This window comes from Mesorhizobium sp. M0317 (assembly GCF_040321555.1).
Classification (GTDB): domain Bacteria; phylum Pseudomonadota; class Alphaproteobacteria; order Rhizobiales; family Rhizobiaceae; genus Mesorhizobium.
Window position 1 is genome coordinate 93,649 of sequence record NZ_JAMYRV010000004.1, and the last position, 26,159, is coordinate 119,807.

Annotated in this window: 21 protein-coding genes and 1 tRNA gene; 8 read left to right on the forward strand and 14 right to left on the reverse strand. The window is 62.4% G+C overall.

What is annotated here, in order from left to right:
* The first annotated feature begins 77 nt into the window (after positions 1-77).
* The 5 genes from NKI88_RS05760 to NKI88_RS05780 are packed head-to-tail and all read left to right on the forward strand — an operon-like array spanning position 78 to position 5,317.
* Positions 78-1,676: an ABC transporter substrate-binding protein gene (locus NKI88_RS05760; RefSeq protein WP_023669491.1), complete on the forward strand. Its 1,599-nt coding sequence runs from the start codon at positions 78-80 to the stop codon at positions 1,674-1,676.
* 47 nt (positions 1,677-1,723) lie between these two features.
* The gene (locus tag NKI88_RS05765; RefSeq protein ID WP_352654157.1) at positions 1,724-2,731 is read left to right on the forward strand and encodes an ABC transporter permease subunit; all 1,008 of its coding nucleotides are present in this window, start codon (positions 1,724-1,726) and stop codon (positions 2,729-2,731) included.
* A gap of 26 nt (positions 2,732-2,757) precedes the next feature.
* Positions 2,758-3,642, forward strand: coding sequence for an ABC transporter permease subunit (locus tag NKI88_RS05770; protein WP_050485757.1), 885 nt, complete (start codon positions 2,758-2,760; stop codon positions 3,640-3,642).
* Positions 3,642-4,487 carry an ABC transporter ATP-binding protein gene (locus tag NKI88_RS05775; RefSeq protein ID WP_081839785.1) on the forward strand — a complete coding sequence of 282 codons (846 nt, stop codon included), beginning with the start codon at positions 3,642-3,644 and terminating at the stop codon, positions 4,485-4,487. Before NKI88_RS05770 ends, NKI88_RS05775 begins: the two co-directional genes overlap by 1 nt.
* Positions 4,487-5,317, forward strand: coding sequence for a dipeptide ABC transporter ATP-binding protein (locus NKI88_RS05780; RefSeq protein WP_023682050.1), 831 nt, complete (start codon positions 4,487-4,489; stop codon positions 5,315-5,317). Before NKI88_RS05775 ends, NKI88_RS05780 begins: the two co-directional genes overlap by 1 nt.
* A gap of 123 nt (positions 5,318-5,440) precedes the next feature.
* Here NKI88_RS05780 and NKI88_RS05785 read toward each other — a convergent pair whose 3' ends face one another.
* The 6 genes from NKI88_RS05785 to NKI88_RS05810 form a co-directional block, all read right to left on the reverse strand.
* Positions 5,441-7,237: an ABC transporter ATP-binding protein gene (locus NKI88_RS05785; protein WP_027049321.1), complete on the reverse strand. Its 1,797-nt coding sequence runs from the start codon at positions 7,235-7,237 to the stop codon at positions 5,441-5,443.
* Entirely contained in the window at positions 7,237-8,283 is a 1,047-nt protein-coding gene (locus NKI88_RS05790; RefSeq protein WP_023712595.1) for a glycosyltransferase family 2 protein, read from the reverse strand. Before NKI88_RS05790 ends, NKI88_RS05785 begins: the two co-directional genes overlap by 1 nt.
* Positions 8,280-9,392, reverse strand: a complete 1,113-nt coding sequence (locus NKI88_RS05795) for a glycosyltransferase family 2 protein (protein ID WP_352543455.1) — start codon at positions 9,390-9,392, stop codon at positions 8,280-8,282. The genes NKI88_RS05790 and NKI88_RS05795 overlap by 4 nt, the downstream gene beginning before the upstream one ends.
* A complete protein-coding gene (locus NKI88_RS05800) occupies positions 9,389-10,570 on the reverse strand; it encodes an acyltransferase family protein (RefSeq protein ID WP_352654160.1) in 1,182 nt (393 codons plus the stop codon). The genes NKI88_RS05795 and NKI88_RS05800 overlap by 4 nt, the downstream gene beginning before the upstream one ends.
* Entirely contained in the window at positions 10,570-10,758 is a 189-nt protein-coding gene (locus tag NKI88_RS05805) for a hypothetical protein (protein ID WP_023682045.1), read from the reverse strand. The genes NKI88_RS05800 and NKI88_RS05805 overlap by 1 nt, the downstream gene beginning before the upstream one ends.
* A gap of 492 nt (positions 10,759-11,250) precedes the next feature.
* Positions 11,251-11,326, reverse strand: a tRNA-Thr gene (locus tag NKI88_RS05810).
* 352 nt (positions 11,327-11,678) lie between these two features.
* Between NKI88_RS05810 and NKI88_RS05815 the strand changes: the two genes are divergently transcribed.
* Positions 11,679-12,920 carry a hypothetical protein gene (locus NKI88_RS05815; protein WP_352654162.1) on the forward strand — a complete coding sequence of 414 codons (1,242 nt, stop codon included), beginning with the start codon at positions 11,679-11,681 and terminating at the stop codon, positions 12,918-12,920.
* A gap of 7 nt (positions 12,921-12,927) precedes the next feature.
* Here the strand turns inward: NKI88_RS05815 and NKI88_RS05820 are convergent, their stop codons facing one another.
* Both NKI88_RS05820 and NKI88_RS05825 read right to left on the reverse strand, forming a co-directional pair.
* Positions 12,928-14,526: a cisplatin damage response ATP-dependent DNA ligase gene (locus tag NKI88_RS05820; protein WP_352654164.1), complete on the reverse strand. Its 1,599-nt coding sequence runs from the start codon at positions 14,524-14,526 to the stop codon at positions 12,928-12,930.
* A gap of 245 nt (positions 14,527-14,771) precedes the next feature.
* Positions 14,772-15,782 (reverse strand): ligase-associated DNA damage response exonuclease, encoded by a 1,011-nt coding sequence (locus NKI88_RS05825; protein WP_352654248.1) that lies wholly within the window; start codon positions 15,780-15,782, stop codon positions 14,772-14,774.
* A gap of 105 nt (positions 15,783-15,887) precedes the next feature.
* Here NKI88_RS05825 and NKI88_RS05830 point away from each other — a divergent pair, with 105 nt between their 5' ends.
* Both NKI88_RS05830 and NKI88_RS05835 read left to right on the forward strand, forming a co-directional pair.
* Positions 15,888-16,820, forward strand: coding sequence for a class I SAM-dependent DNA methyltransferase (locus tag NKI88_RS05830; RefSeq protein ID WP_352654166.1), 933 nt, complete (start codon positions 15,888-15,890; stop codon positions 16,818-16,820).
* A gap of 104 nt (positions 16,821-16,924) precedes the next feature.
* Positions 16,925-17,284 (forward strand): hypothetical protein, encoded by a 360-nt coding sequence (locus NKI88_RS05835; RefSeq protein ID WP_352654168.1) that lies wholly within the window; start codon positions 16,925-16,927, stop codon positions 17,282-17,284.
* Positions 17,285-17,296: 12 nt separating this feature from the next.
* Here NKI88_RS05835 and NKI88_RS05840 read toward each other — a convergent pair whose 3' ends face one another.
* From NKI88_RS05840 to NKI88_RS05865, 6 genes are all read right to left on the reverse strand, one after another.
* Positions 17,297-18,238 carry a 2-hydroxyacid dehydrogenase gene (locus tag NKI88_RS05840; protein WP_023682039.1) on the reverse strand — a complete coding sequence of 314 codons (942 nt, stop codon included), beginning with the start codon at positions 18,236-18,238 and terminating at the stop codon, positions 17,297-17,299.
* Between the two features lie 19 nt (positions 18,239-18,257).
* Positions 18,258-19,886, reverse strand: coding sequence for an ABC transporter ATP-binding protein (locus tag NKI88_RS05845; RefSeq protein WP_023708188.1), 1,629 nt, complete (start codon positions 19,884-19,886; stop codon positions 18,258-18,260).
* Complete coding sequence (locus tag NKI88_RS05850) at positions 19,883-21,022, reverse strand: ABC transporter permease (protein ID WP_023682037.1); 1,140 nt, start codon at positions 21,020-21,022, stop codon at positions 19,883-19,885. Before NKI88_RS05850 ends, NKI88_RS05845 begins: the two co-directional genes overlap by 4 nt.
* Complete coding sequence (locus NKI88_RS05855; protein ID WP_023688770.1) at positions 21,022-22,119, reverse strand: microcin C ABC transporter permease YejB; 1,098 nt, start codon at positions 22,117-22,119, stop codon at positions 21,022-21,024. The genes NKI88_RS05850 and NKI88_RS05855 overlap by 1 nt, the downstream gene beginning before the upstream one ends.
* Positions 22,120-22,293: 174 nt before the next feature.
* A complete protein-coding gene (locus NKI88_RS05860; RefSeq protein ID WP_352654170.1) occupies positions 22,294-24,162 on the reverse strand; it encodes an extracellular solute-binding protein in 1,869 nt (622 codons plus the stop codon).
* Positions 24,162-26,039 (reverse strand): extracellular solute-binding protein, encoded by a 1,878-nt coding sequence (locus tag NKI88_RS05865; RefSeq protein ID WP_023730909.1) that lies wholly within the window; start codon positions 26,037-26,039, stop codon positions 24,162-24,164. Before NKI88_RS05865 ends, NKI88_RS05860 begins: the two co-directional genes overlap by 1 nt.
* Positions 26,040-26,159 lie beyond the last annotated feature (120 nt).

Genomic DNA, 26,159 nt, shown 5'->3' on the forward strand with positions numbered 1-26,159 from the left:
AAAGCCGGAAAAACGGTGCTTATATGCGCGCTTCGCGAGCCTATAGAGGGGCTTGGAAGAACATCAGGGAGTGCTCAATGAAAAAGAAACTGACTTTTGCAGCCGCGTTGCTGGCTGCAAGCGTCCTCGGCGGTGTGGCCAATGCCAAGACGCTGGTCTATTGCTCGGAGGCCTCACCGGCCAACTTCGACCCGGGTACCACGACGGGCGGCAACGACTTCGACGCCTCGTCGCGCACCGTCTATTCGCGCCTGGTCGAGTTCAAGCATGGCGGCACCGAAGTTGTGCCCGGTCTCGCCGACAAATGGGAGATTTCGGACGACGGCCTGGTCTATACTTTCCACCTGCATCCGGGCGTGAAGTTCCAGACGACGGATTTCTTCAAGCCGACGCGTGATTTCAATGCCGACGACGTCGTCTTTTCGTTCGATCGCCAGTTCAACAAGGAAAACCCCTGGAACGGCGAGAAGTACCTGCCGAACCTGACCTGGGACTACTACACCGGCATGGACATGCCGAAATACGTCGCCAAGTGGGAAAAGGTCGATGACCTGACCGTGAAGCTGACGCTGACCGAGCCGAACGCGCCGATGCTGGCCAATCTCGGCATGGACTTCGCCTCGATCGTGTCGAAGGAATATGCCGACCAGCTGGAAAAAGACGGCAAGATGGCCGACTTCTCGACCAAGCCGGTCGGTACAGGTCCGTTCCAGTTCGTCGACTACCAGCTGGATTCGGTCATCCGCTATGCGGCCAACCCGGACTACTTCAAGGGCAAGGAAAAGATCGACGATCTCGTCTTCGCGATCACGCCTGACGCCACCGCCCGCATCCAGAAGGTGCTCGCCGGCGAATGCGATATCGCGCCCTATCCGAATCCTGCCGACATCGGCACGATCAAGGCCAACGCCGACGTGACCCTGATGGATCAGGCTGGCCTCAACATCGGCTATATGAGCTACAACACCACCATCCCGCCGCTCGACAAGCCTGAAGTGCGCCATGCGCTCAACCAGGCGATCGATCGGGAATCGCTCATCAAGTCGCTGTTCCAGGACGCCGGCGCCACGCCGGCCGTAAATCTGATCCCGCCGACCATGTGGTCGTGGAACAAGGACGTGAAGTCCGACGCCTATGATCCGGAAGCAGCCAAGAAGGTGCTGGCCGATGCCGGATTGAAGGAGATCCAGCTTTGGGCCTCCGACCGCGTCCGTCCCTACAACCCGAACTTCCAGCGCGCCGCCGAACTGATCCAGGCTGACTGGGCCAAGGTCGGCGTCAAGGCGGAGATCGTCAGCTACGAGTGGACGAAGTACCGCGAAGAAGGCAAGAAGAAGGAACGCCCGGGCGCCTTCCAGATCGGCTGGACCGGTGACAATGGCGATCCGGACAATTTCTTCGCCACGCTGTTCGCCTGCTCGGCCATCGGCGTGTCGAACTACTCCAGCTGGTGCGACAAGGACTTCGAGGATCTGATCCAGAAGGCCAAGAAGACCAGCGACCAGGCCGAACGCACCAAGCTCTATGAAGAGGCGCAGGTTGTCTTCCAGAAGCAGGCTCCGGCCTTCCTCATGGCACACAGCCAGGTCTACGCAGTCGTGCGCAAGAATGTCAGCGGCTTCATGATGGACCCGCTCGGCATTCATCGCTTCGACGGCGTCGACAAGGCCGAATAGAACTGTTAGGCGGGCGGCGCGCAATCAGGCGCCGCCCGCTTTTCAAGATGCTCCGATATCTCCTAAACAAAATCGTCTTGGTGCTGCCGACGCTGATCGGCATCACCATCTGCGCCTTCGCTTTCGTCAGGCTGCTGCCCGGCGATCCCATTCTTGCCATGGCCGGCGAGCATGGCGTGTCGCCCGAGCGTTACGCGGAACTGAAGGAACAGTTCGGCTACAATTTGCCGATCTGGCAGCAATACGCGCATTATGTCAGCGATGCCGCGGCCGGCAATTTCGGCGTGTCGATTTCGTCCAAGCGGCCGGTCATCGAAGATTTCATGACGCTCTTCCCGGCAACCATCGAGCTCTCAGTTTTCGCCATGATCTTCGCCATGGTGCTGGCCATCCCGGCCGGCATCATTGCTGCGGTCAAACGCGGCTCCTGGTTCGACCAGGGGCTGATGGGCACCGCCCTTGTCGGCTATTCCATGCCGATTTTCTGGTGGGGCCTGCTGCTGATCATCTTTTTCTCCGGCTATCTCGGCTGGACCCCGGTTTCAGGCCGCATCGGCCTTCAGTTCTTTATCAAGCCGATCACCGGCTTCCTGACCCTCGACAGCCTGCTCTACGGCAAATGGGATGCTTTCCGCTCGGCATTGAGTCACCTGGTGCTGCCGACAATTGTGCTCGGCACCATCCCGCTGGCGGTGATCGCGCGCCAGACGCGCTCGGCCATGCTCGAAGTGCTGGGCGAAGACTATGTGCGGACCGCCCGCGCCAAGGGCCTGTCGTCGTCCCGCGTCATCGGCGTGCATGCGCTACGCAATGCGCTGATCCCGGTGGTCACCACCATCGGCCTGCAGGTCAGTACCCTGCTCGCCGGCGCCATTCTCACAGAAACCATCTTCGCCTGGCCGGGCATCGGCAAGTGGATGGTCGAATCCATATCCAAGCGCGACTATGTCGTCGTGCAGTCAGGCTTGCTGCTGATTGCCCTTATCGTCATGGCCGTGAACCTGATCGTCGACGTGCTTTATGCCGTCATCAACCCGCGCATCAGGGCGGCGTGATGAGCCAGTCGACCGAAATCGCCCCGATGGCCGCCGGCAACCCTGACCGTCTGACCGGCTTCAGGACCTTCTGGCACTATTTCTCGGTAAACCGCGGCGCCGTCATCGGCCTGTTCGTCTTCATCCTTTTGGTGCTGGCCGCGCTCTTTGCACCGCTGCTGGCACCCTATGCGCCCGACATCCAGGACAAGACAGCTTTCCTGCGTCCGCCGGCCTGGCAGGCAGGCGGCAGCATGGAATATCTGCTTGGCACCGACGCGGTCGGCCGCGACATGCTCTCGCGCCTGCTCTATGGCGCGCGTTTCTCGCTGCTCATCGGCGCCGTCGTGGTCACGCTGGCGCTTGTCGGCGGCATCACGCTCGGCCTTTTGGCCGGCTATTTCCGGGGCTGGGTCGACGTGGCAATCATGCGGGTCATGGATCTGATCCTGTCCTTCCCGTCGCTGCTCTTGGCGCTGGTTCTGGTCACCATCCTCGGCCCCGGCCTGTTCAACGCCATGCTGGCCATCGCGCTTGTCCTGCAACCCCACTTTGCCCGTCTGGTGCGCGCTGCCGTCATGGCCGAAAAGAGCCGCGAATATGTGGTCGCCGCCAAGGTCGCCGGCGCCGGCCATATAAGGCTTATGCTGCGCACCATCCTGCCCAACTGCCTGGCGCCGCTGATCGTCCAGGGCACGCTGTCCTTCTCCAACGCCATCCTGGAGGCGGCCGCTCTCGGCTTTCTCGGCCTTGGCGCCCAGCCGCCGACACCGGAATGGGGAACCATGCTCGCCTCGGCGCGTGAATTCATCCTGCGCGCCTGGTGGGTGGTGACCTTCCCCGGTCTGGCCATCCTCATCACCGTGCTTGCCATCAACCTGATCGGCGACGGTCTGCGCGATGCGCTCGATCCGAAGCTGAGGAGGTCGTAATGGCGCTGCTCGACATCCGCAATCTCGTCGTCGAGTTCCAGACCGCATCCGGCCCGTTCCGCGCGGTCGATGGCGTCTCGCTCCATGTGAACGAACGTGAAGTGCTGGCCATCGTCGGCGAATCCGGCTCCGGCAAGTCGGTGTCGATGTTGGCTGTGATGGGGCTGTTGCCGTGGACGGCGACGGTCACTGCCGACGAGATGAGCTTCAACGGCCGCGATCTCCTGAAGATGAGCCCGGCCGACCGGCGCAAGATCGTCGGCAAGGACATGTCGATGATCTTCCAGGAGCCGATGGCCAGTCTCAATCCGTGCTTCACCGTCGGCTTCCAGATCGAGGAAGTGCTGCGCTTCCATATGGGCATGGACAAGGCCCAGCGTCGCGAGCGCGCCATCGAATTGCTGACGCAGGTCGGCATTGCCGAGCCGGCCGAACGGCTGAACTCGTTCCCGCACCAGATGTCGGGCGGCCAGTGCCAGCGCGTCATGATCGCCATCGCCATTGCCTGCAATCCGAAGCTTCTGATCGCCGACGAGCCGACCACCGCGCTCGACGTCACCATCCAGAAGCAGATCCTCGACCTCCTCGTGTCGCTGCAGGTCAAATACGGCATGGGCCTGATCATGATCACCCACAATATGGGCGTGGTCGCCGAGACGGCCGACCGCGTCATCGTCCAGTACAAGGGCCGCAAGATGGAAGAGGCCGACGTGCTGTCGCTGTTTGAATCGCCGAAGAGCAATTACACCCGCGCACTTTTGTCGGCGCTGCCGGATAATGCCGTCGGCGACCGGCTGCCGACCGTCTCGGACATGCTGTTCGAACCAGCTGCCGGGGGCTTCTGATGAGCATCAAGGTCGTCGAAGGCAAGGACATCGTGCGCGACTATCACGTCGGCGGCGGCCTGTTTCGCGGCGCGCGCACCGTGCATGCGGTCAAGGGCGTCTCGTTCAGCGTCGACAAGGGCAAGACGCTGGCCATCGTCGGTGAATCGGGCTGCGGCAAGTCAACGCTGGCGCGTATCATCACGCTGATCGATCCGGCAACGTCGGGCGAACTGTTCATCGACGGCAACAAGGTCGACATCGCAAGGAACGGCCTGACCAGGGAGATGCGCCGCAAGGTGCAGATCGTCTTCCAGAACCCTTACGGATCGCTCAATCCGCGCCAAAAGATCGGAGATGTGCTTGGCGAGCCGCTGCTCATCAACACCGACAAGCCGGCCGAAGAGCGGCGCGACCTCGCCATGAGGATGCTGAAGAAAGTCGGCCTCGGAACCGAGCACTACAATCGCTATCCTCACATGTTCTCGGGCGGCCAGCGCCAGCGCATCGCCATTGCCCGCGCGCTGATGCTGAACCCGAGCCTGCTGGTGCTTGACGAACCGGTCTCCGCGCTTGATCTTTCGGTGCAGGCGCAGGTGCTCAACCTGCTCGCCGACCTGCAGGACGAATTCCAGCTGACCTATGTCTTCATCAGCCACGATCTGTCGGTCGTGCGCTACATCGCCGACGATGTGATGGTGATGTATTTCGGCGAAGCCGTCGAATACGGCTCGCGCGAGGAGGTCTTCGCCGACCCCAAGCACAACTACACCAGAACGCTGTTCGCCGCGACGCCGCGCGCCGACGTCGCCTCGATCAAGGCGCGGTTGGCGAAGAAGAAGGCCGCCTGACCTCTCACCGAGAATTGTTTTTGAACAATCGGAAATGCGTCGCGGCGGTGGTTTGCCGGCAGGATTGATCGCTATCTGCGAGCTGCCGGGCGCAAGCCGCGTCGCAGGTTGGGGTGCGCCCCATCACTCACCCGCTCCGTGCTGGTAAAGCTCGTCCATGCTGAGCATTGCCAGGGTTGCGAAGGGGGCCTGTTTTTTCACCCGACCGCGGCTCAAGATCACCACGTCGTCGCAGAACGATATGGTGCTGTAATGATGACTGATGACAATGGTGGTGCGGCGGCCGGCCCGCGACTTCAGCGTCTCGACAATAGCGGCTTCTGACAACCCATCCACCGCACTGGTGGCTTCGTCGAGGATGAGAATATCGGGATCGCGCACCAGCGCCCGCGCCAGGGCGATCCTTTGCCTTTGTCCGGCTGACAGGTTGATGCCCCGGTATCCGACCAGCGTCGCGTAACCCTGCGGCAGGTGCTCGATGAATTGATGTGCCTCGGCCAGCCTTGCGGCGCGCATGGCGTCGCTGGCCGAGGCCGTGTCGTAGCCGTAGATAATGTTTTCAAAAATGGTGCCATCGACCAGTTCCAGCTCCTGACTGGCCAGGGCAATGTTCCGCCGCCACTGGCTTGGGTCGACTTCATCGAGCGGTGCCCCATCGACGAGGATCCTGCCGCTGTCGGGTTTGACGAAGCGGCACAGGAGATTGACGATCGTCGTCTTGCCGGCGCCCGAGCGGCCGATCAGCGCCGTCGAGCGGCCGCTGCGGATATCGAACACCGCCTTATGCAGCACCGCCTCGCGCGCGTCGGGGCCTGACAGGGGACCGGAATAGGCGAAGCTCACATCATCGAAGCTGATCCCTTGGCGCAAGCCGTCGAACGGCAGGCTGCCCTGCGGCGCCTCGGGCTTGTCGGAAGGATCGAGCAGCCATTGTACCTCCTCCAGCGAGCCGCTCATGCCTTGCAACTGACTCCAGGACATCTGCAAGGCCCGCATATGCGGCTGCAGTCGGTAGAGCAGGATGAGGAAGGCGACGGTCAGCGGGAAGCTTACATTCGCCAGCCAGGCTCCGATCACCACCGCCAGGAACAGCATCGCGTGCAATACCTCGGTCAGTGGCGGCAAGACGCCCTGGCGGATTGAAAGCACGAAAGCCGCCCGCCGCACCCCGTCGGACGCTTTGGCGAAGACCGCCTTTTCGCGGTTCTCCTGCCCGAAGATGCGAATCAGGCGCCCGGCATGCACCAGATGCAGCATCTGCGACGCCAGTGCGCTGTTGCGCGAGACGACGCTGCGGCTCGGCGCCTTCAGATTGGACGACAAAACCCCGTGCGCCAGCTGGACAAGCGCCAGCCCTAGAGTCACCAGCAGCGTCATCTGCCAAGAGAGGAGCAGGAGGAAGGCGAGCAGGATGACGGCGGCCGAGGCACTGACGATCGCGCCGAGCAGGGCCTGGATAGCGTCGGATGCTCGCCAGGATTCGTTGGAGATGATGTTGAGCAGCCGCCCGGGGCTTTGCTGCAGGAAAAAGGGGTAGCCGACCCTGAGCAACTGCTCCGACAGTGCGCTACGGATCGAATAACCTGCCTTGCCGTAGATGTAGCTGGTCAGCAGAGTGTTGGCGAAGGCAAAGACATTTTTCAGTACGATCGAACCGAGGATCGCGGCCGAAATGGCGATCAGCCGCTGGCGCTCGCCGAGGTCCGCTCCAACCTGCTGGAGGAGGGCGGAGAAACCGGCCATGCCTGATGTTTCGCCACGTCCCATAATGATGCCGAGCAGCGGAATGATGAGACCGATGCCGAGGCCTTCCAGCGCGGCGCCCGCAAGCCCGAGCCCCACCACGACGGGAACGAGCCGCAACAGCCTGCCACCAAGCGCGCGGCGCAGCATTGGCAGGGCTGACGGAATCAGTGACATTATCGCGCTCTGGCCTCCGCATTGGCTTCGCTGGCTTCTCGGTCGTGGCGCAGCGGCAGCCGTTTTGGCCATCCCATCATGACGAGCAGCGCAAATCTGGCGGCACCTGCCAGATTCATAACGACAATAGGCCAGTGCGACAGATCGAGGTCGCGGTCAAAGCGAGGACGGCCCGCCAGTTCCCTGAACGCGGCCCGCGCGGACCAATAGACATGGCGAAGCAGCCAAGGGGCGTGGCGGACATGTTTCAGGCACAGCGCACCATTACCGAGGCTATAGTCGCGGTGCAGCCTGTCGATCGATTTGCGGTCTCGCCGGCCGTGATGATGCAAGACCGTCATGTCGGGCACATACTCGACCGGCATGCCGAGCAGCATCGCCCGCACGAGATAATCAGTATCTTCAGCCGAGCGTAGCGGGCCGCCAGCGCCGAAGCGTTCGTCGAACGAGCCGATGCGGGCCGCGACGTCGCGGTGCATGGTCATGTTGCAGCCGAGCACGAAGCCGCCGGGGTGGACCGCCGGGGTCAGCCGCTCGCTTGCCTCGCGGAGCTTTATGGTGAAGGGCAGGTCCCGGGCATCACCGAGCTCGACCCGGCCGCCGCGGATCAGCCACTTCTCGCCACTCCGGTAGTGCCGCTCCAGGTCGCGGAGATAGTCGCGGTCGAGCTTGCAGTCGTCGTCGACGAAGACCAGCACGCGGCCTCGCGCTCGCGCCAATCCGGCATTGCGGGCAGCGGCTAGTCCGGGGCGAGTCTCCGAGACGGCTGTGACTGGGATGTCGGAAGTTTCGGCGATAGCGGCCAGCCGCTTTGACGTGCCGTCCCGTGAACCATTATCGACCACCACCAACTCTGCCGCGAAGGTGGCGTGCACCCGGCATGCGGTCTGGATCGAGGCTATGCAAGCCTCCAGCACAGCGGCGCGGTCGCGCGTGCAGACGATGAAACTGACCTCGAGCGACGGCCGCTCCGATCGGGGAGATGTCGGGACAGGTGCACTCGCAAACTGGTGATCGCGCAGGAGCGGGTGGGGCCTGTCGGTCATACCAGTCCCCGCTGATAACGCGCAAGCACCGCTTCGGCCGGCGTGGTTTTGAAGAAGTACGCCACCGCGTCCGCCCGCTTTCCGGCCCTTATCGAGAGCAGGCTGAGCCAAGGCGCCCGGACGCCGGGACGCAGCGCATATTGTTCGCGGCGCCGGATGAAATTCCATCTCGCCGTCCGCGTGAGCAATTCGTGGGTCAGCGGCGGTTCTCCTTCGTCGCCGACGAGTTGGTAGAGGAAATAGAACAGGTTCAGCGCGCCTGCCTCGAAGCTTGGCCGTGTGTCGGTCGGCAGCTCGGAAATCCGCTCTTCGAGCGCACGGATGAAATCGGCTGCGCGCGAAACCGTGTCGAAAGAGACGGCCTCGCCGATGTCGCGCAGATCCGCTGTGGTTTCCGCAAGCCCCTCACGCTCGAGATTTTCGGCCACGATCCGCAAATGCGTCCTGCGCATTTCCTTGGCATGCCGCATGGTCACGCTTCCCGCATGGATGCGATAGACGAGCAGGCTATCGGGCAATATGGTCGCCGGGAAACGGCCGGCAAGCCGTCTGAAGAGATCGAAATCCTCGGCATGCCTATATTTTGGATCGTAATAGAGATCGTTGTTCCCAATGACATTCCTGTTATAGATCACCGTCGGATGTAAGAATATCGTAAAGAACATCGACAATATGTCGAGCCGGCCGAGCCGGAACACCGGGTCTAGCCTGCCTTTGGCGATACGGCCGTGAAGCAAGGTATCGACGCAGGCGCCGCAGAAGCCGAGATCGGGCCGCCGCTCGAACAGTGCGACCTGGCGCGAGAGGCGCCGGGGATAGGCGACATCGTCCGCATCCATTCGCGCAACAAGCTCGCCCTGGGCCAGTCGTAGCCCTTCATTGAGGGTGGCGACGAGGCCGCGGTTCTCACGCGAGATGACAGAAACGCGATTGTCTGCCCGGCGGTATCGTTCGAGAATCTCGAGCGAGTTGTCAGTCGATCCGTCATCGATAGCGATGACCTCCAGGCGATCGTAGTCTTGCCGCAGAATGCTCTCCAGCGCAGCGGTGAGATAAGGCCCGGCATTGTAGACCGGCAGCAGGACGGAGACGAGCGGCGCGGTGGTCATCTCTGCGCATCCGTTCGCCGGAGTTCGAGTGCGGCGCGGCCATCGGGGGATCCGCCGGGATAGGCGTCCGCCGCCCTGCCGAGCCAGCCGGCATCGCCAGCGCGAGCCTGGGAGCGGCGGCGCGCTACATAGGGGAAGCGGCGCTTGAGGCCGTTGAGCGGCTTTTCGAAAGTCGTCCACGAGATCGAAGCGACGGCGATCGTGGCGGCGCCCGCGACCAGGAAACGCCCTGGCCCCTGCTCCGAGACATTGAGCGGGATCCAGGGCTGTGACTTGACGGCGAGCGACAGAAGGATCGGATGGTAAAGATAGACGCCGTAGCTGATGCGGCCCAGTGACAGCAGCGGTGGCAGTTCGAAAACCCTGCCGAGGACGCCGCCAAGGCCGGCTGAACAGGCGGCGACAACGGCCACCAGCGGCACCAGGGGCAGGATCTGCAGTAACGCCCAGCGGGCCCATTCCAGCATAGGATCGGCCGGCGCAGGGATAAGCCACTCAATCGCCAGGAAGACAGCCGCAAGGGCTGGCCAGCCTAGCCGCATCCATTGCGGCAGGCCGGCGCCTCTGGTCCGCCGGCAGGCAAGCAAAGCACCAAACGCCAGCGCGTCCATCGATGCTGGCGGCAGCAGGTCGCGCGCTAGCGCCGGGGTGGCGGTGATCGGCCAGTAGAAGCGATAGGCCAGCGACAACAGGATGACGCCGATAGTGATCGCTTCCACCCGCCGGCGAGGTGCGAGAAGCACGACCAGCGGCCAGGCGATATAGAACTGCTCCTCGATGCTCAGGCTCCAGAAATGGCAGAGTAGCCAGGGCGTCCATTCGTTGCGCAGCGCGTACCAAAAATTCGACAGGTAAAGCGCATGCCAGACGAGCGATCCACTGGACTGCTCCAGATCGGTCAGCCAGACGAACCCAAGCACGGCGAAATAGGGCGGGAATATGCGCAGCGCGCGCCTGATGTAGAAGGAACTCAATGCAGGGCCGGCTTTGAATTCGGCCGCGGCGCGCGCTTCGAGCAGCAGTCGTGTGATCAGGAAGCCGCTCAGCACAAAAAAAAGCCGCACCCCGATGTGGCCCCAAAAGGAGGACCCGTTGGGTGCAAGGAAATGGGAATAGAGAACCATCGTGACAGCGATGGCGCGCAGAGCGTCCAACTGATTGTCACGCGCGACCGCCATCAGCCATTTCCGCCGGTCTGAAATCTCCGATGAAGCCAGCGGCCCTGCATTCCGGGCCTCAGGTCGAGGCCTGCCAGCGTCGAGAGTGCGCCGACAACATCAAACCCGCGCCTTGTGCGCGGGGCAGCCTCGAAATCGGTGCTGGCCAGCGAAAAATTCAAGCTGATCAACTTGGCGGAATCCTCCACGGCGCACTTCCCAGTACCAAATCCCCCAAGAAATGGTGCAACCGGGCAATGGTGCAGTGCAACACAAAATATCTATCGAGCTGTAATATTTGTGTGAGTTAGTGCTAAAAATGGGTATGATTTGCGAGTGCGTTGCGTCGATCAGGGTTTTTCACGTCCGCAATGCTGCATGAGCAGTAGTACCATGTCAGAAAAGGCACGGTTTAATTACACAACTATAATCCGGAGTGTCTGATATAGGTCAAAATTGACGAAGATTATTCCAAGATAGTGGTTTTGTATCTTATAAATTATGCTTGTATTGTCGGGTTCTCTAGGCTGTCGATCTTGCGCGATGCAGCATAGTCGATGGTCAAGCGTCTGACGACGCAATCCTGTGGCGGCGGCCATATGGCGCATGTCGACGAGGCAGACAGGAAGTGCCGGTGTTGGCGTAGGGAGTGACGTGCATTAGCCTTGCACCTGCCGTCACGCTTGCGTCGGATGGAGAACTGGTGCCGCTTAGGTGACTCGAACACCTGACCCCATCATTACGAATGATGTGCTCTACCAACTGAGCTAAAGCGGCCCGGGAAGCGCGAGGTTCCAGGATCGGCTGGGTGATAGACTCAACCGGCCGCTAATTCAAGATGGGCAACCGCGATTTCGAGCCGGCATCCGGCAATTCGTCCCGGCATTTTCCATTGGCGCGCAATGAGCCACCGCCTCATTTGCTTTTTCGGCTACGCGGAGACGTCGCGGTGGACTGCGCACAAACTGCCCGGCAAGGCGGCAAAACGGACTGATTTTATTGCCAAAACGCATCGAAATGGGCCTTGAACAGGCCTGTAAGGCAGAATGCGGGCGCTCGCCCGTTGATTGATTGGTCGCCTGCGGCTAACGATCATGGCAATGTAAGCGAACGGACAGGGGAAATTCGCTTGGACGCGATCGAAAAAGCGATCCGCAACGCCTTCGAGAAAGGCAACGCCGAGGACCGGGCATTTCGCGAGAGGGTCTATCGGTCGGCTTTCGCGGCGCTCGACCGCGTGCTCCAGGCCAATCCCGGCGTGACGGTGGAAGCCGCCATCAAGCGCCGCAAGGCGGTGCAGGAAAAGATCGCCGAGATCGAATCCGAATTCCTGCCCGCGGTCCCCGATGTCGCCGCGCCGACGCAGAGCGCTGCGCAGACGCAGAGCGCTGCGCAGACACAAGATACCGCGCTGACGCAACGCGTTGCGCAGGCGCAAGACGCCGTACAGGGCGCCGGCGAAGCGCCCGCGGTCGATGCCCCGACAGGTGTCGCGGCCGGACCGTCGCCGGCGATCGTCGTTGATGGACCGGTTCAGCCCGAGGCATCCGACGCGCCGCGTTCGCGCGTGCTGCCGGTCGTCCCCGACATCATGCCTGACGCCACGCTGCCCGGCGCCCCGGCGATCGATATGGCCGATTCCGCGCCGGCCGAGGCCGCGGCGGAAGTGGCGCCTGACCGCGATGAAAGGCGGATAAGGGGCCGCCGCCTGCCGCTGACGGCGATCTTCTTTGGCGTGACGTTGCTCGCCGCCGCCGGCATCGGCCTCTATTTCGCCGTCCAGACCGGGGTCTTCAAGACCCCGGCGCAGCTCGACACGGCGCCGCCCGAAGCGCCGCCGACCGTCGACGATGACGACTTCACGCCGCCTGCCGATACAACTGAGCCGCAGCAGCCTGGCGCGCCGCAGCAGCCTGGTGTCGCCGAACAGACGCGCGACTGGATCAACGTGTTTACACCCACCGATCCAACGCATGTGGCGACCCCGTCCGACGCCAAGGCCGATGTCGTGCAGGACGACACCGGCTCCTTCCTGCGCATCCGCTCCGGTGCTTCCGGCTCGGCCATCAGCTTCGATGTCGGGCAGGGCGTGCTGGAGAAGCTTGCCGGCAAACATGCCGTGTTCGACATCGTCGCCCGCGCCGAGGACGGCAAGGACACGCAGATCTCCGTCGACTGCAATTTCGGCGATCTCGGCGATTGCGGCCGCAAGCGCTATGCGGTCGGCCAGCAGCGTAACGAATATCTGTTCGACGTGAAATTCCCCGACAAGCCCCCGGGCGCCGCCGGCAGCATCGCCATCAACTCCGACTTCGACAAGCAGGGCAAGGCGGTCGACATCTACGAGATCCGCGTCTCGATCGAACCGTGAGCGCTGCCTAGCGATCCAGCAGCGCCTGCAGCGTCTCGATGCGGTCGGCTTCGGCGGTCGGCTTGTCCCAGCGCAGCCGTGAGATGCGGGGAAATCGCATCGCAACGCCGGATTTGTGGCGAGTCGAACGGTTGAGACCTTCGAACGCCACCTCCAGCACCAGGCCTTGGCTGCGGTCGGCGCGCACCGAGCGCACCGGGCCGAAACGCTCGACCGTGTTGTCGCGGACAAATTTGTCGATCTGCTTCAGCTCCTCGTCGGTGAAGCCGAAATAGGCCTTGCCGACCGGCACCAGTTCCTCTGCGCCTTCCGGCCCCGACCAGACGCCGAACGTATAGTCGGAATAAAAGCTTGACCGCTTGCCATGGCCGCGCTGCGCATACATCAGCACAGCATCGACCGTGTGCGGATCGCGCTTCCACTTGAACCACGGGCCTTTCGGCCGTCCCGCGAGATAGGGCGAATCCCAGCGCTTCAGCATCACGCCTTCGATGATCGGGTGCGGCGGCGCGCGGCGCAGTTCCTCCAGCGTTTGCCAATCCGGGAATTCGACGAATGGCGACAGATCGAAACGGTGCGGGTCCAGCGTTGTGATGAAGGCCTCAAGACGGGCCCGCCGCTCGCGGAAAGGTAGCGCGCGCAAATCTTGGCCGTTGATCTGCAGCGCATCGTAGCAGCGCATGAACGCCGGGTATTGCTGCTGTATCTTCGGGGCCACGCTCTTGCGATTGAGCCGCTGTTGCAGGTCCGAAAAGGTGCCGGTCGCCACCGGCTCGCCGACCAGCAATTCACCATCGAGCGCGGCGGAAAAATCCATTGCCTGGGCGAGATCGGGAAATGCGCCGGACACATCGTCGCCGGTGCGCGAATAGAGCCGGCGCACGCCGCCCTCGCACACCGCCTGAACGCGGATGCCGTCCCATTTCCATTCCGCGGCATAGTCGGCCGGATCGAGCTTTTCGAGGTCGCCGTCGCCGACCGGGTTCGACAGCATCACCGGACTGAACAGGGCAAGTGCGGTCCGCTTCGGCTTCTCGGCCTTGCCTTCCAGCCACGCGAACAGCGAGATATAGGGCGGCGTCAGCCCGTGCCACAGCTCCTCGATCTCGGCGACATCGACCTTGCCGAAATCGGCCAGCGCCTGTTTGGCCAGCCGCGCCGAAACGCCGATGCGCAAGCCGCCGGTGACCAGCTTGATGATGGCAAAGCGCGCCGAAATGCCGGCGCTGTCGAGCAGCCCGGCCAGCACCTTGGGTCCGTCGGAGCGGCTCGCCGCCTGCAGCGTCGCCACGACATCGCCAAGCGTCGGCTCCCGGTTGGGGATATGTCCCGGCGTTTGCGGCCAAACCAGCGAGACGGTTTCGGCAAGGTCGCCGACATAGTCGTAGGAATAGCCGAACAGCACCGGATCCATGCGCTCGGTGACCAGCGTGCGCAGCATCGCCGGCTTGACCGCCGCAATGTTGAGGTCGCCGGTGATAGCCGCCAGCGCCAGCCCGCGGTCGGGGTCCTCGACGCTGCGGAAATAATCGACGAGCAGTGTCAGCTTGCCATTGCGCGACGGCGTCAGCACCAGGCGGTCGAGGAGTTCGGCGAAGCGGTTCATGGATGCAAGGACCGCGTTGACGGCAGAGGTTTGCGCTCTGGCACACCCCCCTCTGTCCTGCTGGACATCTCCCCCGCAAGGGGGGAGATTGGCAGCCTTGATCTTGCCGCCCATCTTGCGAGGTTGGCGATTGGCGAAAGCGGAGGTGACATCTGATCTCCCCCCTTGCGGGGGAGATGGCCGGCAGGCCAGAGGGGGGTGGGAAGGATCGCCGCGCCGGCGATTTCTGGATCAAAAATCACCATTCAATCGCCCTCGTCCTCATAGCCCACAAGGTGCAGTGGCCTGGCGGCGATGCCTTCCAGCTCGCACCAGCGCACCAGCGCTTCCTCGCGGCCGTGCGTCACCCAGATTTCGCCGGCGCCCGTCTCCTTGACGGTAGCGGTCAGTTCATCCCAGTCGGCATGGTCGGAAATGATCAGCGGCAGTTCGACGCCGCCTTGCTTGGCGCGCTGGCGGATGCGCATCCAGCCCGAGGCGAAGCATGAGATCGGGTCGGGAAAGCGCCGCGCCCAGCGGTCGGCGAAGGCCGATGGAGGGCCGACAACGATGGCCCCAGTGAAATCCTGCTTGCCGCCGCTGTCGACGGTTGCCGGCTCCAGCGTGCCGAGGTCGATGCCCTGGCTCTGGTAATATTCGCTGAGCTTGGCCAGCGCGCCGTGGATATAGATCGGCCTGTCATAACCGGCATCGCGCAGCAGCCGCATCACCCGCTGTGCCTTGCCCAGCGCATAGGCGCCGACCAGATGCGATCGCTCGGGAAACTGCGCCGCCGATTTGAGCAGCTGGGCGATCTCCTCCGTGTCGGGCGGATGGTGAAACACCGGCAGGCCGAAGGTCGCCTCGGTGATGAAGACGTCGCATTGGACCGGTTCGAACGGTGCGCAGGTCGCGTCCTTCTGGCGCTTGTAGTCGCCGGAGGCGACGATGCGCCTGCCCTTGTGCTCGACCGCGATCTGCGCCGAGCCCAGCACATGGCCGGCCGGATGGAAGGTGACGCTGACATCGTTCAGCGCCATCGCTTCGCCAAGCACGGCCGCTTGCGTTGTCCCGGCAAAATCCTCGCCATAACGCAACCCCATAATGTCGAGCGTCTGCTGCGTCGCCAGCACCGAACGATGGCCGGATCGGGCATGGTCGGAATGGCCATGCGTGATCAACGCCCGGTCGACTGGCCGCACCGGGTCGATGAAGAAATCGCCGCATGGGCAATAAAGGCCTTCAGGCCGGGGATGGAGCAGGTCGCTGGCGCGCATCCAGTCAAGATAGTGGCTAATTCCAGCGCGGGAAGCCTGTTGCAAGAGACTGCTGACTCGGCCTACAGCCAGCCACCGGCCGCATCAGCCGGCGGGGCCATCGCCATGCAACCGCTGAAAATCTCGTCCGGCGACCTGATCGCCGACCGTCGCGCCGACTATGCCGAGATGCTTTTCGGCTCGGGCGAGCACGCGGCAGCGGCGGAGCTGCTGCTCGGCGCGCTGGAACTGGCGCCGCAATGGGCGGCGGGCTGGTTCCGCCTGGGCGAGATGCAGGAGGCAACGGGGCTGCTCGACCTGGCGACGCAGGCCTGGGCGACGGTGCTGAAACTGGACCCGGCGGATCGCCTGGGTGCTGCGCTGAAGCTGCAGCTGATCGGCAAGGCGCCGGCTGCCGCAGCGCCACCCAGCGCCTTCGTCGAGACGCTGTTCGACCACTATGCCGAGACTTTCGAGGACTCGCTGGTCGACAAGCTCGGCTACCGGCTGCCGGAGTTTCTCGATCGCGCCATTCGCGCGGCAAGACCGGGCCGCTTTTCGCTGGCGCTCGATCTCGGTTGCGGCACCGGTCTGATGGGCGAGAAACTGCGGCCGGTCGCCGAACGGCTGGAGGGCTACGATATCTCCGCCGCCATGCTGAAAAAGGCCCGCGCCAAGGGCGTCTACGACCTGCTCGCCAAGGCCGATCTGCAGCATTTCGCCTATGCCGGGCCGAAAGCCGATCTGGTGGCGGCGGCCGACGTGTTCATCTACGTCGGCGCGCTCGATCGCGTGGTGAAGACCGTCGCCGGCATTCTGGCCACCAATGGCCTGTTTGCCTTTTCCGTCGAAACGCCAGCCAAGGGCGGGGCGGGCGGCGACGCCGGTTTTGCGCTGCAGCCGTCTCGTCGCTACGCCCATTCTCAAGCCTATGTCGAGCGGGTGCTTGCCGCAAACGGCCTGTCGGTGCTGTCGATGCAGCCGACCGTCATCCGCTGGGATCGCCGCCAGCCGGTCGGCGGGCTTGCCGCGCTGGCGGTGCCCTCGTCCAAGGGTTGATGTCTCGTCTTGTTCGAAAACGTGAATAGGATTTTTGCGGCTGGCGCGGCATCAGGTAGGATACAAGCCGAGAAAAGCCCTCGGCAGGCATTGAGGAGGAACACATGCGCTGGAACATGATGGTCTTGGTGTCTTGCCTGGCAATGACCGGCTGCATGGGCGGTTCGATGTCGGAGCGGCAGGACCAGGACGTGCAATCGTCGCTGCAATATGACAACGTGCCTTGCGACCAGTTGCTGGCGCAGCGCAACGAACTGGCGCAGCAATACCATCTGTCGACGGACGCCAAGCCGAGCTTCTCCAATCCGGCGATGGGCTTCGGCCCGTTCACGCCGGATATGCGCTCCAAAAGCAAGCGCGATACTGATCTGGCAAGTGGCAAGATCGACGCCATGAACCGCTCGATCGTCCGCCGCGACTGCGGCAAGCCCAACAAGCAGAAGAAGTTCAGTCTGCCGAGCTGAACCTGAACTTCCTCAGTACCCCGCCTTGCGGTCGACCACGTTATCAAGCTTTTCGCCGCGCTCGAAGGCATCCATCTGCCGCAACATGCTCGGCGCCAGGTGGACAGGGTCGGAGGTCGCCGCCGCGTGCGGCGTCACGAACACTTTCGGGTGACTCCATAGCGGACTGGTCTTCGGCAGCGGCTCGACCTCGAACACGTCGAGGCTCGCCTCCTTCAGCGTGCCGTCGCCCAGCGCGCGCAATATGTCGGCGTCCTTCTGCAGCCGGCCGCGCCCGGCATTGATCAGCACCGAGCCGCCGAGGCCGTTGCGCTTGCGCAATTCCTTCAGCACGCCGTAATTGATGATGCCGTGCGTATCCGGCGTCAGCGGCAGCAGCACCACCAGTATGTCGGTGGCGTTGAGGAAGGGGATCAGCCCGGCCTCTCCGGCATAGGTCGCAACGCCTTTCATGGCCTTGTCGCTGCGCGACCAGCCATTGACGGCAAAGCCGAGCGACAACAGCACCGACGCCGCGGCGCGGCCGAGATTGCCGAGCCCCATAATGCCGACCGAGATGTCGCCGGCCGGCCGCTGCGGCGGTTCGTGCCAGGTCTTCTTCGGCTGCTGGGCACGATAGAGCATGCCCTGGCGATGATGGTCGAGCACCCGCCAGACGACATATTCGGTCATGTATTGGGTGAGGTTGTCGGCTACCACTTTGACGATCGGCACATCGGGCAGGCCGGGATCGGCGAAGATATGGTCGACGCCGGCGCCGATCGAGAAGATTGCGCGTAGATTGGGCAGCGATTTCAAGAGGTTCGGCTTCTGCTTCCACACCACCGCATAGGTGATCGACGGATCCGAAGCGCCGTCCGGCTCCAGCACCACTTCGCGCTCGGCCGACAGCAGCTCGCGCCAGCGCTGCGGATGAAAGCCGGTGACGGCAAGCAGGATTTTGCCTTTTTCCATTTGCGGATTGTATTCCCTGTTATTCGCTGACGATACCGACCGGCGCCGTCTCGATCTTGAACGCGGCCGAGATCAGCGCCTTCGTATAGTCGGTCTGCGGCCGCTCGAAAATCTGTTCGGAAGGGCCGGCTTCGACGATCTTGCCATTGCGCATGACGATGACGTCATTGGCAAGGGCGCGAATGACTTTCAGATCGTGGCTGATGAACAGATAGGCAAGGTCGTGCCTGGCCTGCAGATTGCGTAAGAGGTCGACCACTTGCGCCTGCACGCTCATGTCGAGCGCCGAGGTCGGTTCGTCCAGCATGACGAAGCGTGGATTGAGCACCATGGCGCGCGCAATGGCGACGCGCTGGCGCTGGCCGCCGGAGAATTCATGCGGATAGCGGTTCCTGGTCGCCGGATCGAGCCCGACCTCCTTCAGCACGGCGACGACCTTGTCGTCGCGTTGGTCGGGCGACAGCTTCGGCTCGTGGATCTTCAAGCCTTCCTCGATGATCTCCGAGACCGACATGCGCGGGCTGAGCGAGCCGAATGGGTCCTGGAAAACGATCTGCAACTCGCGGCGCAGCGGCCGCATGGCGTTGAAGGAAAGCTGGTTGATGTCGCTGCCATTGAACTGGATGGTGCCGGTCGATGAGATCATCCGCGCCAGCGCCAGCCCGAGCGTCGTCTTGCCGGAGCCGGATTCGCCGACGACGCCTAGCGTCTGGCCGGCGCGTACGGTGACGTCGATTCCGTCAACAGCCTTCACATTGTCGACGGTGGTGCGAAAGAAACCCTTTTTGATCGGGAACCAAACCTTGATGTCCTTGCCGGTCATAACCGGTTTGGCGGCGTCGTTGGTGGCCGGCGGCTTGCCCTTCGGCTCGGCGGCGAGCAGGTGCTTGGTATAAGCGTGCTGCGGGTTGGCGAAGATGTCCCTGGTCGGCCCGGTCTCGACGATCTTGCCTTTGGTCATCACGCAGACGCGGTCGGCGATCTTTCTGACAATGCCGAGATCATGGGTGATGAACAGCATTGACATGCCCTTGCGGCTCTTCAGCCCCGCCAGCAATTCGAGGATCTGCGCCTGGACAGTGACGTCGAGCGCCGTCGTCGGTTCGTCGGCGATCAGCAGTTCAGGCTCGTTGGCCAGCGCCATGGCGATCATGACGCGCTGGCGTTGGCCGCCGGACAGCTGGTGCGGATAGGCGTCGAGCCGCTTCTCCGGTTCGCGTATGCCGACCTCGTTGAGCAGCGCCAGCGTGCGCGCCTTGGCCTGGCGGTCGCCCATGCCCTGGTGCAGCGCCAGGATCTCGACGATCTGCTGCTCGATCGTGTGCAGCGGATTGAGCGAGGTCATCGGCTCCTGGAAGATCATGGTGATCTTGTTGCCGCGCACGCTGCGCAACTGCTTTTCGTTCATCGCCAAAAGGTCGGCGCCCTGGAACAGGATCTTGCCCGAGGGATGGCTGGCCGTCGGGTAGGGCAGAAGCTTCAGCACCGACAGCGCCGAGACCGATTTGCCGGAACCGGATTCGCCCACAAGCGCCACCGTCTCGCCCTTGGCGAGGTCGAAGGAGATGTGGTCGACGGCGGTCGACTCGTTGCCGCCTTGGGTGAAGGCAACGCTGAGATCGCGGACGGAGAGCAGGAGTTCGCTCATCGGAACGCCTTGCGCGGGTCGAAGGCATCGCGCGTTGCTTCACCGATGAACACCAACAGCGACAGCATCAGCGAGATGACGATGAAGCCCGATATACCGAGCCAGGGGGCATTGAGGTTACTCTGCGCCTGTTTTAGCAGTTCACCGAGCGACGCGGTGCCGGGCGGCAGGCCGAAGCCGAGATAGTCGAGCGAGGTCAGTGTCGAGATCGAGGCGCTGACCAGGAAAGGCATGAAGGTCAGCGTCGCCACCATGGCATTAGGCAGAAGATGGCGCAGCATGATGGTGCGGTTGGACACACCAAGCGCGCGGGCCGCGTTGACATATTCGAAGTTGCGTGCGCGCAGGAATTCGGCGCGCACCACGCTGACAAGCGACGTCCAGGAGAACAGCAGCATCAGCCCGAGCAGGATGAAGAAGCCCGGCGGCAGGATGGCGGCGACGATCAGCAGCAGATACAGCAGCGGTATCGCCGACCAGATTTCTATGAAGCGTTGAAAGAGAAGGTCGGTCCAGCCGCCGAAATACCCTTGCAGCGCGCCGGCGGCGACGCCGATAACCGACGAACCCGCAGTCAGGATCAACCCGAACAGCACGGAAATCCTAAACCCGTAGATGATGCGCGCCAGCACGTCGCGCGCCTGGTCATCGGTACCCAGCCAGTTCCAGTTGCCGACAATGCAGTCAGGATCGGCAGCGCCTTGCGGATATTGGCTGCATCGCCTCTGCGCGTCGTATTCCCATGACGGTTTTGCGGGAGCGGCGTCGGGGATCGCATTGTTGACGGTGCGGTAGGAATAGCGGATTGGCGGCCAGATCATCCAGCCATTGGCGTTGATCTCGTCGCGGATGACCGGGTCGCGATAGTCGGTGACGGCGTAGAAGCCGCCGAATTTTTCCTCGGGGTAGGCGACCGCCACCGGGAACAGGATCTCGCCTTTGTAGTAGGCGACGATCGGCCTGTCGTTGGCGATCAGTTCGGCAAACAGCGACAGCACGAACAGAGCGAGGAATATCCACAACGACCAGTAGCCGCGCCGGTTGGCCTTGAAGTTCTGCCAGCGCCGCTTGTTGAGCGGCGACAGCCAGGGGCGGGCGATCCTTGTCGGTGTGATCTCGGCTGCAGCCTGCGTCATCAGACGTCTCTCCGCTCGAAATCGATGCGCGGATCGACCCATGTGTAGATCAGGTCGGACAACAGCGTCACGAACAAACCAAGCAGCGAAAATATATAGAGGTTGGCGAACACGACCGGATAGTCGCGCGCCAACACGGACCTGAAACCGAGCAGCCCGAGACCGTCGAGGGAAAAGATGTTCTCGATCAAAAGCGAGCCGGTGAAGAAGGCCGAGATGAAGGCCGCTGGAAAGCCGGCAATGACGATCAGCATTGCGTTGCGGAACACATGTCCGTAAAGCACCCGCCGCTCCGACAGGCCCTTGGCACGGGCCGTCACCACATACTGTTTGCGTATCTCTTCCAGGAAGGAGTTCTTGGTCAGCAGCGTCGTCGTCGCGAAGGCCGACAGCACCAGCGCCGTCAGCGGCAAGGTCATGTGCCAGAAATAATCGACGATCTTGTCGGGCCACGACAATTGGTCCCAATTGTCGGAGACGATGCCGCGCAGTGGGAACCAGTCCCAGAACGAGCCGCCGGCGAAAAGCACCATCAGCAATATGCCGAACAGGAAGGCCGGTATGGCATAGCCGACGATGATCACGCCGCTGGTCCAGATGTCGAAGGCGGAGCCGTCCTTGACCGCTTTGCGGATGCCAAGGGGAATCGAAATCAGATAGGAGAGCAGCGTGATCCACAGCCCGAGCGAGATTGAAACCGGCATCTTCTCCAGGATCAGGTTGAGTACCGAAATGTCACGGAAATAGCTGTCGCCGAAATCGAAGCGCGCGTAGTTCCACAGCATCATGCCGAAGCGTTCGAGAGGCGGTTTGTCGAAGCCGAACTGCTTTTCCAGCTTCTTGATGAATTCAGGATCGAGCCCTTGCGCGCCGCGGTACTTCGAACCGACATCGCCGGCCACATCGAAATTGCCGCCACCTCCTGCATCGCCGCCGCCACTGCCGAGCCGATCGTTGCCGCCCTGGTTGGTCAGGCTGGCAATGACCTGCTCGACCGGTCCACCCGGTGCGAATTGAGTGACGACGAAAGCAACCGCCATGATGCCGAACAGGGTCGGTATCATCAGCAGGATACGGCGCAGTATGTAGGCGCCCATCAGCTTTCACCCTCCCCCTTGTGGGGAGGGTCGATTCGCGAAGCGGAGCGGGGTGGGGGTAGTCTCGATCCGGCGTACGCCGTCACACCGCCACCCCGGTTCGCCATTCGTGCTGCGCACGAAGTGCTCACCGACCCTCCCCACGAGGGGGAGGGTAAAGTGCCGCGCAACAGCCTACCCTTTGCCAATTTTTGCCGCCTTGCCCTTGTCGACCCAGCACAGCGCTTCGACCGGGAAGTCGAAATCGGGTTTCCGCTCGGGAAAACCGAACATGTCCCAATAGGCGCTTCGATGATTCGCCAGGAACCAACTTGGAATCCAATCCCTCCGTGCACGCAAGACCCGGTCGAGCGCGCGCATGGCAATTGTCAGGCTTTCGCGACCCTCGGCGGCACCTGCGGCGTCAACCAGGGCGTCGATGGCCGGGCTCGACGTTCCCGGCAGATTGCGAGAGCCCGATACGGTAGCTGCTCGCGAATGGAAAATGGTTTCGAGGTCATCACGGGTTGGCGTCGCCGGAAACGAGGCCGCGACCGAAACGAGGTCGTAGTCGAACGAATTCTGCCGCAGCTGATATTGCGCGGCATCCACCAGCCGGATCGAGGCATCGATGCCGACCGCCTTCATGTTTTCGACCCAGGGCGAGTAGACCTGTTCGAAGACTTCGTCGTCGACAAGAAACTCTGCGGACAACCGACCACCCTTGTCGTTCACGACGAAATTGCCGGACCGTTTCCAGCCGGCCTCGGCCAGAAGCTTGGCCGCCTTGCCAAGCAACTGCCGGTCGCGGCCGGAGCCGTTCGACGCGTCCTGGATCACGGCTTCGCCAAAAGCCTCGGCGGGAATCTGCTCACGCAGCGGCTCAAGAAGAGCCAATTCTTGTGGCGACGGTCTGCCCTCGGCGCGAAATTCGGATTTCTCGAAGCAGGATTGCGAGCGCTCATAGGAACCGTAGAAGAAATTGCGCCGCGTCCATTCGAAGTCGAAGCAGAGCCCGATCGCCTGCCGCACGCGCGAGTCGCGAAACTGCTCGCGCCGCTGGTTGACGGCGGTGCCCTGCATCGAAGGCACCGTTTCGGCCGGGAATTCGTGCTTCACCACCTTGCCGGCAGTGAAGGCTGGGAAGTCGTAGCCGGTCGCCCAGACGCGCGAGGTGAATTCCTCCCTGTAGAGGATTTCTCCCTTCTTGAACGCTTCGAAGGCAACGCTACGGTCCTGATAGAACTCAACGCGGATCCGCTGAAAATTGTTCTGGCCGCGATTGACCGGCAGGTCGTTGCCCCAATAATCAGCCACACGCTCATATTCGATCCAGGCCCCTGCCGACCAGCGACCGACCTTGTAGGCGGCTGACCCCAACGGCGGGTTCATCTGCGAGGAATTGAACGGGTTGGCCGTGTAGAACGCCTTCGACAGGACCGGGAACTCGACCACGTTGAGGATGGTGCGGCTTGTCTGCTTGCCGGAAAACCTAAGCTGCAGTGTGTGGGCATCCACGGCAATCGCGTCATCCAGATGCGTTAGCGGCAGGGAATAGTACGGGTGCCCCTTGTCCTTGAGCAGCTTGAAGGTGAAGGCGGCATCCTCTGCCGTCAATGGCGTGCTGTCATGGAAGCGGGCCTGCGGGCGCAGCGAGAAGGTGAAGTCGTTGCGGTCGTCGGAAATCGTCACGCCGTCAGCGATCAGCCCGTAAACGGCGTCAGGTTCGTCGTACGCTCTCACCATCAGTGAATCGAAGCACATCTCCGTACGCTGGGGCGAATCGCCTTTGGGAACGAACGAATTCAGCGTGTTGAAGGTCAGCGGCGTCTGGTTTGCAAGCCAGTTGCGCGGCAGGAAGTTGAAGATGCCACCTTGCGGCGCATCGACATTGACATAGTCGAAATGAGTGAAGTCCGGCTTGTATTTGAGGTCGCCGAAAGCCGACAGTCCATGCAGTTTCACGCCGGTTGGGCTGGCGGCGAAAGCCTTGCCCGGCAGCAGCGCAGCAACGGCCGCGGCGCCACTGAGGGCCAGGAAATCGCGGCGAGGGAGCCCCGCCATCAATTGCTGCCCTTGTACTTGGCGGCCAGGGCCTTTTCCTTGTCCGCATCGATCCACCAGGAATCGATATCGGCGCCACGGTAGCCGGGCTGCTTTTCCGGGATGCCGAACTTGTTCCAGTAAGCCAGCCACACAACGGCGCGATAGTATTGCGGCACCACATAGTAATTCCACAGCAGCACGCGATCGAGCGCATGGGTGGTGGCGACGAGGTCATCGCGATCCGTGGCAAAAATGATGCGGTCGACAAGGGCGTCAACGACCGGGTTCTTGATGCCGGAATAATTGCGCGATGCCGGTGTGTCGGCGGCCTTGGAGCTCCAGAAATCGCGCTGCTCGTTGCCGGGCGATTCCGACTGTTGGAGCTGTCCTGTGATGACGTCGTAATCGAAATTTCTGACGCGGTTGGTGTACTGGCTCGGGTCGACGATGCGCAGTGTCGCATCGACGCCGATCTTGCGCAGATTGGCGATCCAGGGGCTGGAAATGACCTGGTCGGTTTCATTCGAGCCTAGGATTTCAAACTTGAATGGCTCGCCGGTCTTGGCGTTGACCATCTTGCCGCCCTTGATCACCCAGCCGGCCTGGGCGAACAGGTCGACCGCCTGCTTCAGATATTTGCGCTCCGCCTGCGGCGAATCGTAGACCGGCAACTTGAATTCCTGGGTGAACAGCTCCGGCGGCAGCTTGTCGCGGTACTTCTCCAGGATCTCCAATTCCTTGCCTTGCGGCAGGCCGCTCGAGGCCAGTTCCGTGCCCTGGAAATAACTGTGGGTGCGGGTGTTGAAACCGAAGAACAGCGTGCGGTTCATCGATTCGAAATCGAAGGGATAGGTGAGCGCGGCCCTGACCAGACGATCGGCAAACAGCTTGTGTCTCTGGTTGAGCATGAAAGCCTGCATCGGCTCGGGCGAGGTGGTCTTGAACTCCTGCTTGATCACATCGCCGGCCTTGATCGCCGCGAAATCATAAAACGTCGCCCAGCGCTTCGAGCTGTTTTCCGGCTTGATATCGTCGAGGCCACCTTTCTTGAACGCCTCCCAGGAGGCGTTGTCGTCAAGAATGTAGGTAAAGTGCTGCGTGTCGAAATTCTCCCGACCGATTTTCACAGCCAGCTTGGCGCCCCAATAGTCGGGGACGCGCTGCCAGACGATTTCCGACCCCGCCTTGAAGCTGGCGATCTTGTATGCAGCCGAGCCCAGCGGCGGCTCCAGCGTCCCCTTGGTGATGTCGCGCTTCTTGCCATTGGCGTCGGTGCCTTCCCACCAATGCTTGGGCAGCACGACAAGGTCGCCGAGGATCTTGGGCAGTTCGCGATTGCCCTTCTGGTCGAAGTGGAACTCGACCTCACGGTCCGAGACAGCGACGGCGTCGGTGACGTTTTCGAAATAGCGGCTGTACATCGGGCTGTTGGCCTTCAGCACCTGGAACGACCAGATCACGTCGTCAGTGGTGATAGGCTGTCCGTCATGCCATTTCGCCCGTGGGTCGAGCCGGTAGGTGGCCGAGGAATAGTCGGTAGGGTACTTGTAGGCATCGGCGATGAGCGGGTGGCTGACGCTGCCTTCGTCAGTCGCTTGATCCATGAGCGTGTCGTAGAGCAGGCCGCCGCCAAATGGCTGCAGGCCGGCCGCCGGCGAGCCCTGCACGATGTAGGGATTGAAGCTGTCGAACGTGCCGGAAACGACCGAATTGTAGGTACCGCCCTTCGGTGCATCCGGATTCACATAATCGTAGCGCTGGAAATTCTCGCCATATTTGGAGGGGCCGATCAGCGAAGAGGTGGTGTGCCATTCCTGGGGGAAGGCTGCCTGCAGGCCGCCTGCGAGGGCGCCCACAACCAGAAAGGACCTCAGAAGCGTTCGGCCAACCGTCATGCGTTCTCCTCTTCGCCATGCCCGGCAATCCTAAATGATTTGACGCCGGTGAAAACCGCCATGCGGCGGCTTTGTCGCCGCATATGCGATTTTCCTAACAAAAAGCCGGCCTGAACCCGG

Coding starts and splice junctions, on each gene's coding strand:
- NKI88_RS05760 (WP_023669491.1), top strand. CDS start 78: ATGAAAAAGAAACTGACTTTTGCAGCCGCGTTGCTGGCTGCAAGCGTC.
- NKI88_RS05765 (WP_352654157.1), top strand. CDS start 1,724: ATGCTCCGATATCTCCTAAACAAAATCGTCTTGGTGCTGCCGACGCTG.
- NKI88_RS05770 (WP_050485757.1), top strand. CDS start 2,758: ATGGCCGCCGGCAACCCTGACCGTCTGACCGGCTTCAGGACCTTCTGG.
- NKI88_RS05775 (WP_081839785.1), top strand. CDS start 3,642: ATGGCGCTGCTCGACATCCGCAATCTCGTCGTCGAGTTCCAGACCGCA.
- NKI88_RS05780 (WP_023682050.1), top strand. CDS start 4,487: ATGAGCATCAAGGTCGTCGAAGGCAAGGACATCGTGCGCGACTATCAC.
- NKI88_RS05785 (WP_027049321.1), bottom strand. CDS start 7,237: ATGTCACTGATTCCGTCAGCCCTGCCAATGCTGCGCCGCGCGCTTGGT.
- NKI88_RS05790 (WP_023712595.1), bottom strand. CDS start 8,283: ATGACCGACAGGCCCCACCCGCTCCTGCGCGATCACCAGTTTGCGAGT.
- NKI88_RS05795 (WP_352543455.1), bottom strand. CDS start 9,392: ATGACCACCGCGCCGCTCGTCTCCGTCCTGCTGCCGGTCTACAATGCC.
- NKI88_RS05800 (WP_352654160.1), bottom strand. CDS start 10,570: ATGGCGGTCGCGCGTGACAATCAGTTGGACGCTCTGCGCGCCATCGCT.
- NKI88_RS05820 (WP_352654164.1), bottom strand. CDS start 14,526: ATGAACCGCTTCGCCGAACTCCTCGACCGCCTGGTGCTGACGCCGTCG.
- NKI88_RS05825 (WP_352654248.1), bottom strand. CDS start 15,782: ATGCGCGCCAGCGACCTGCTCCATCCCCGGCCTGAAGGCCTTTATTGC.
- NKI88_RS05830 (WP_352654166.1), top strand. CDS start 15,888: ATGCAACCGCTGAAAATCTCGTCCGGCGACCTGATCGCCGACCGTCGC.
- NKI88_RS05835 (WP_352654168.1), top strand. CDS start 16,925: ATGCGCTGGAACATGATGGTCTTGGTGTCTTGCCTGGCAATGACCGGC.
- NKI88_RS05840 (WP_023682039.1), bottom strand. CDS start 18,238: ATGGAAAAAGGCAAAATCCTGCTTGCCGTCACCGGCTTTCATCCGCAG.
- NKI88_RS05845 (WP_023708188.1), bottom strand. CDS start 19,886: ATGAGCGAACTCCTGCTCTCCGTCCGCGATCTCAGCGTTGCCTTCACC.
- NKI88_RS05850 (WP_023682037.1), bottom strand. CDS start 21,022: ATGACGCAGGCTGCAGCCGAGATCACACCGACAAGGATCGCCCGCCCC.
- NKI88_RS05855 (WP_023688770.1), bottom strand. CDS start 22,119: ATGGGCGCCTACATACTGCGCCGTATCCTGCTGATGATACCGACCCTG.
- NKI88_RS05860 (WP_352654170.1), bottom strand. CDS start 24,162: ATGGCGGGGCTCCCTCGCCGCGATTTCCTGGCCCTCAGTGGCGCCGCG.
- NKI88_RS05865 (WP_023730909.1), bottom strand. CDS start 26,039: ATGACGGTTGGCCGAACGCTTCTGAGGTCCTTTCTGGTTGTGGGCGCC.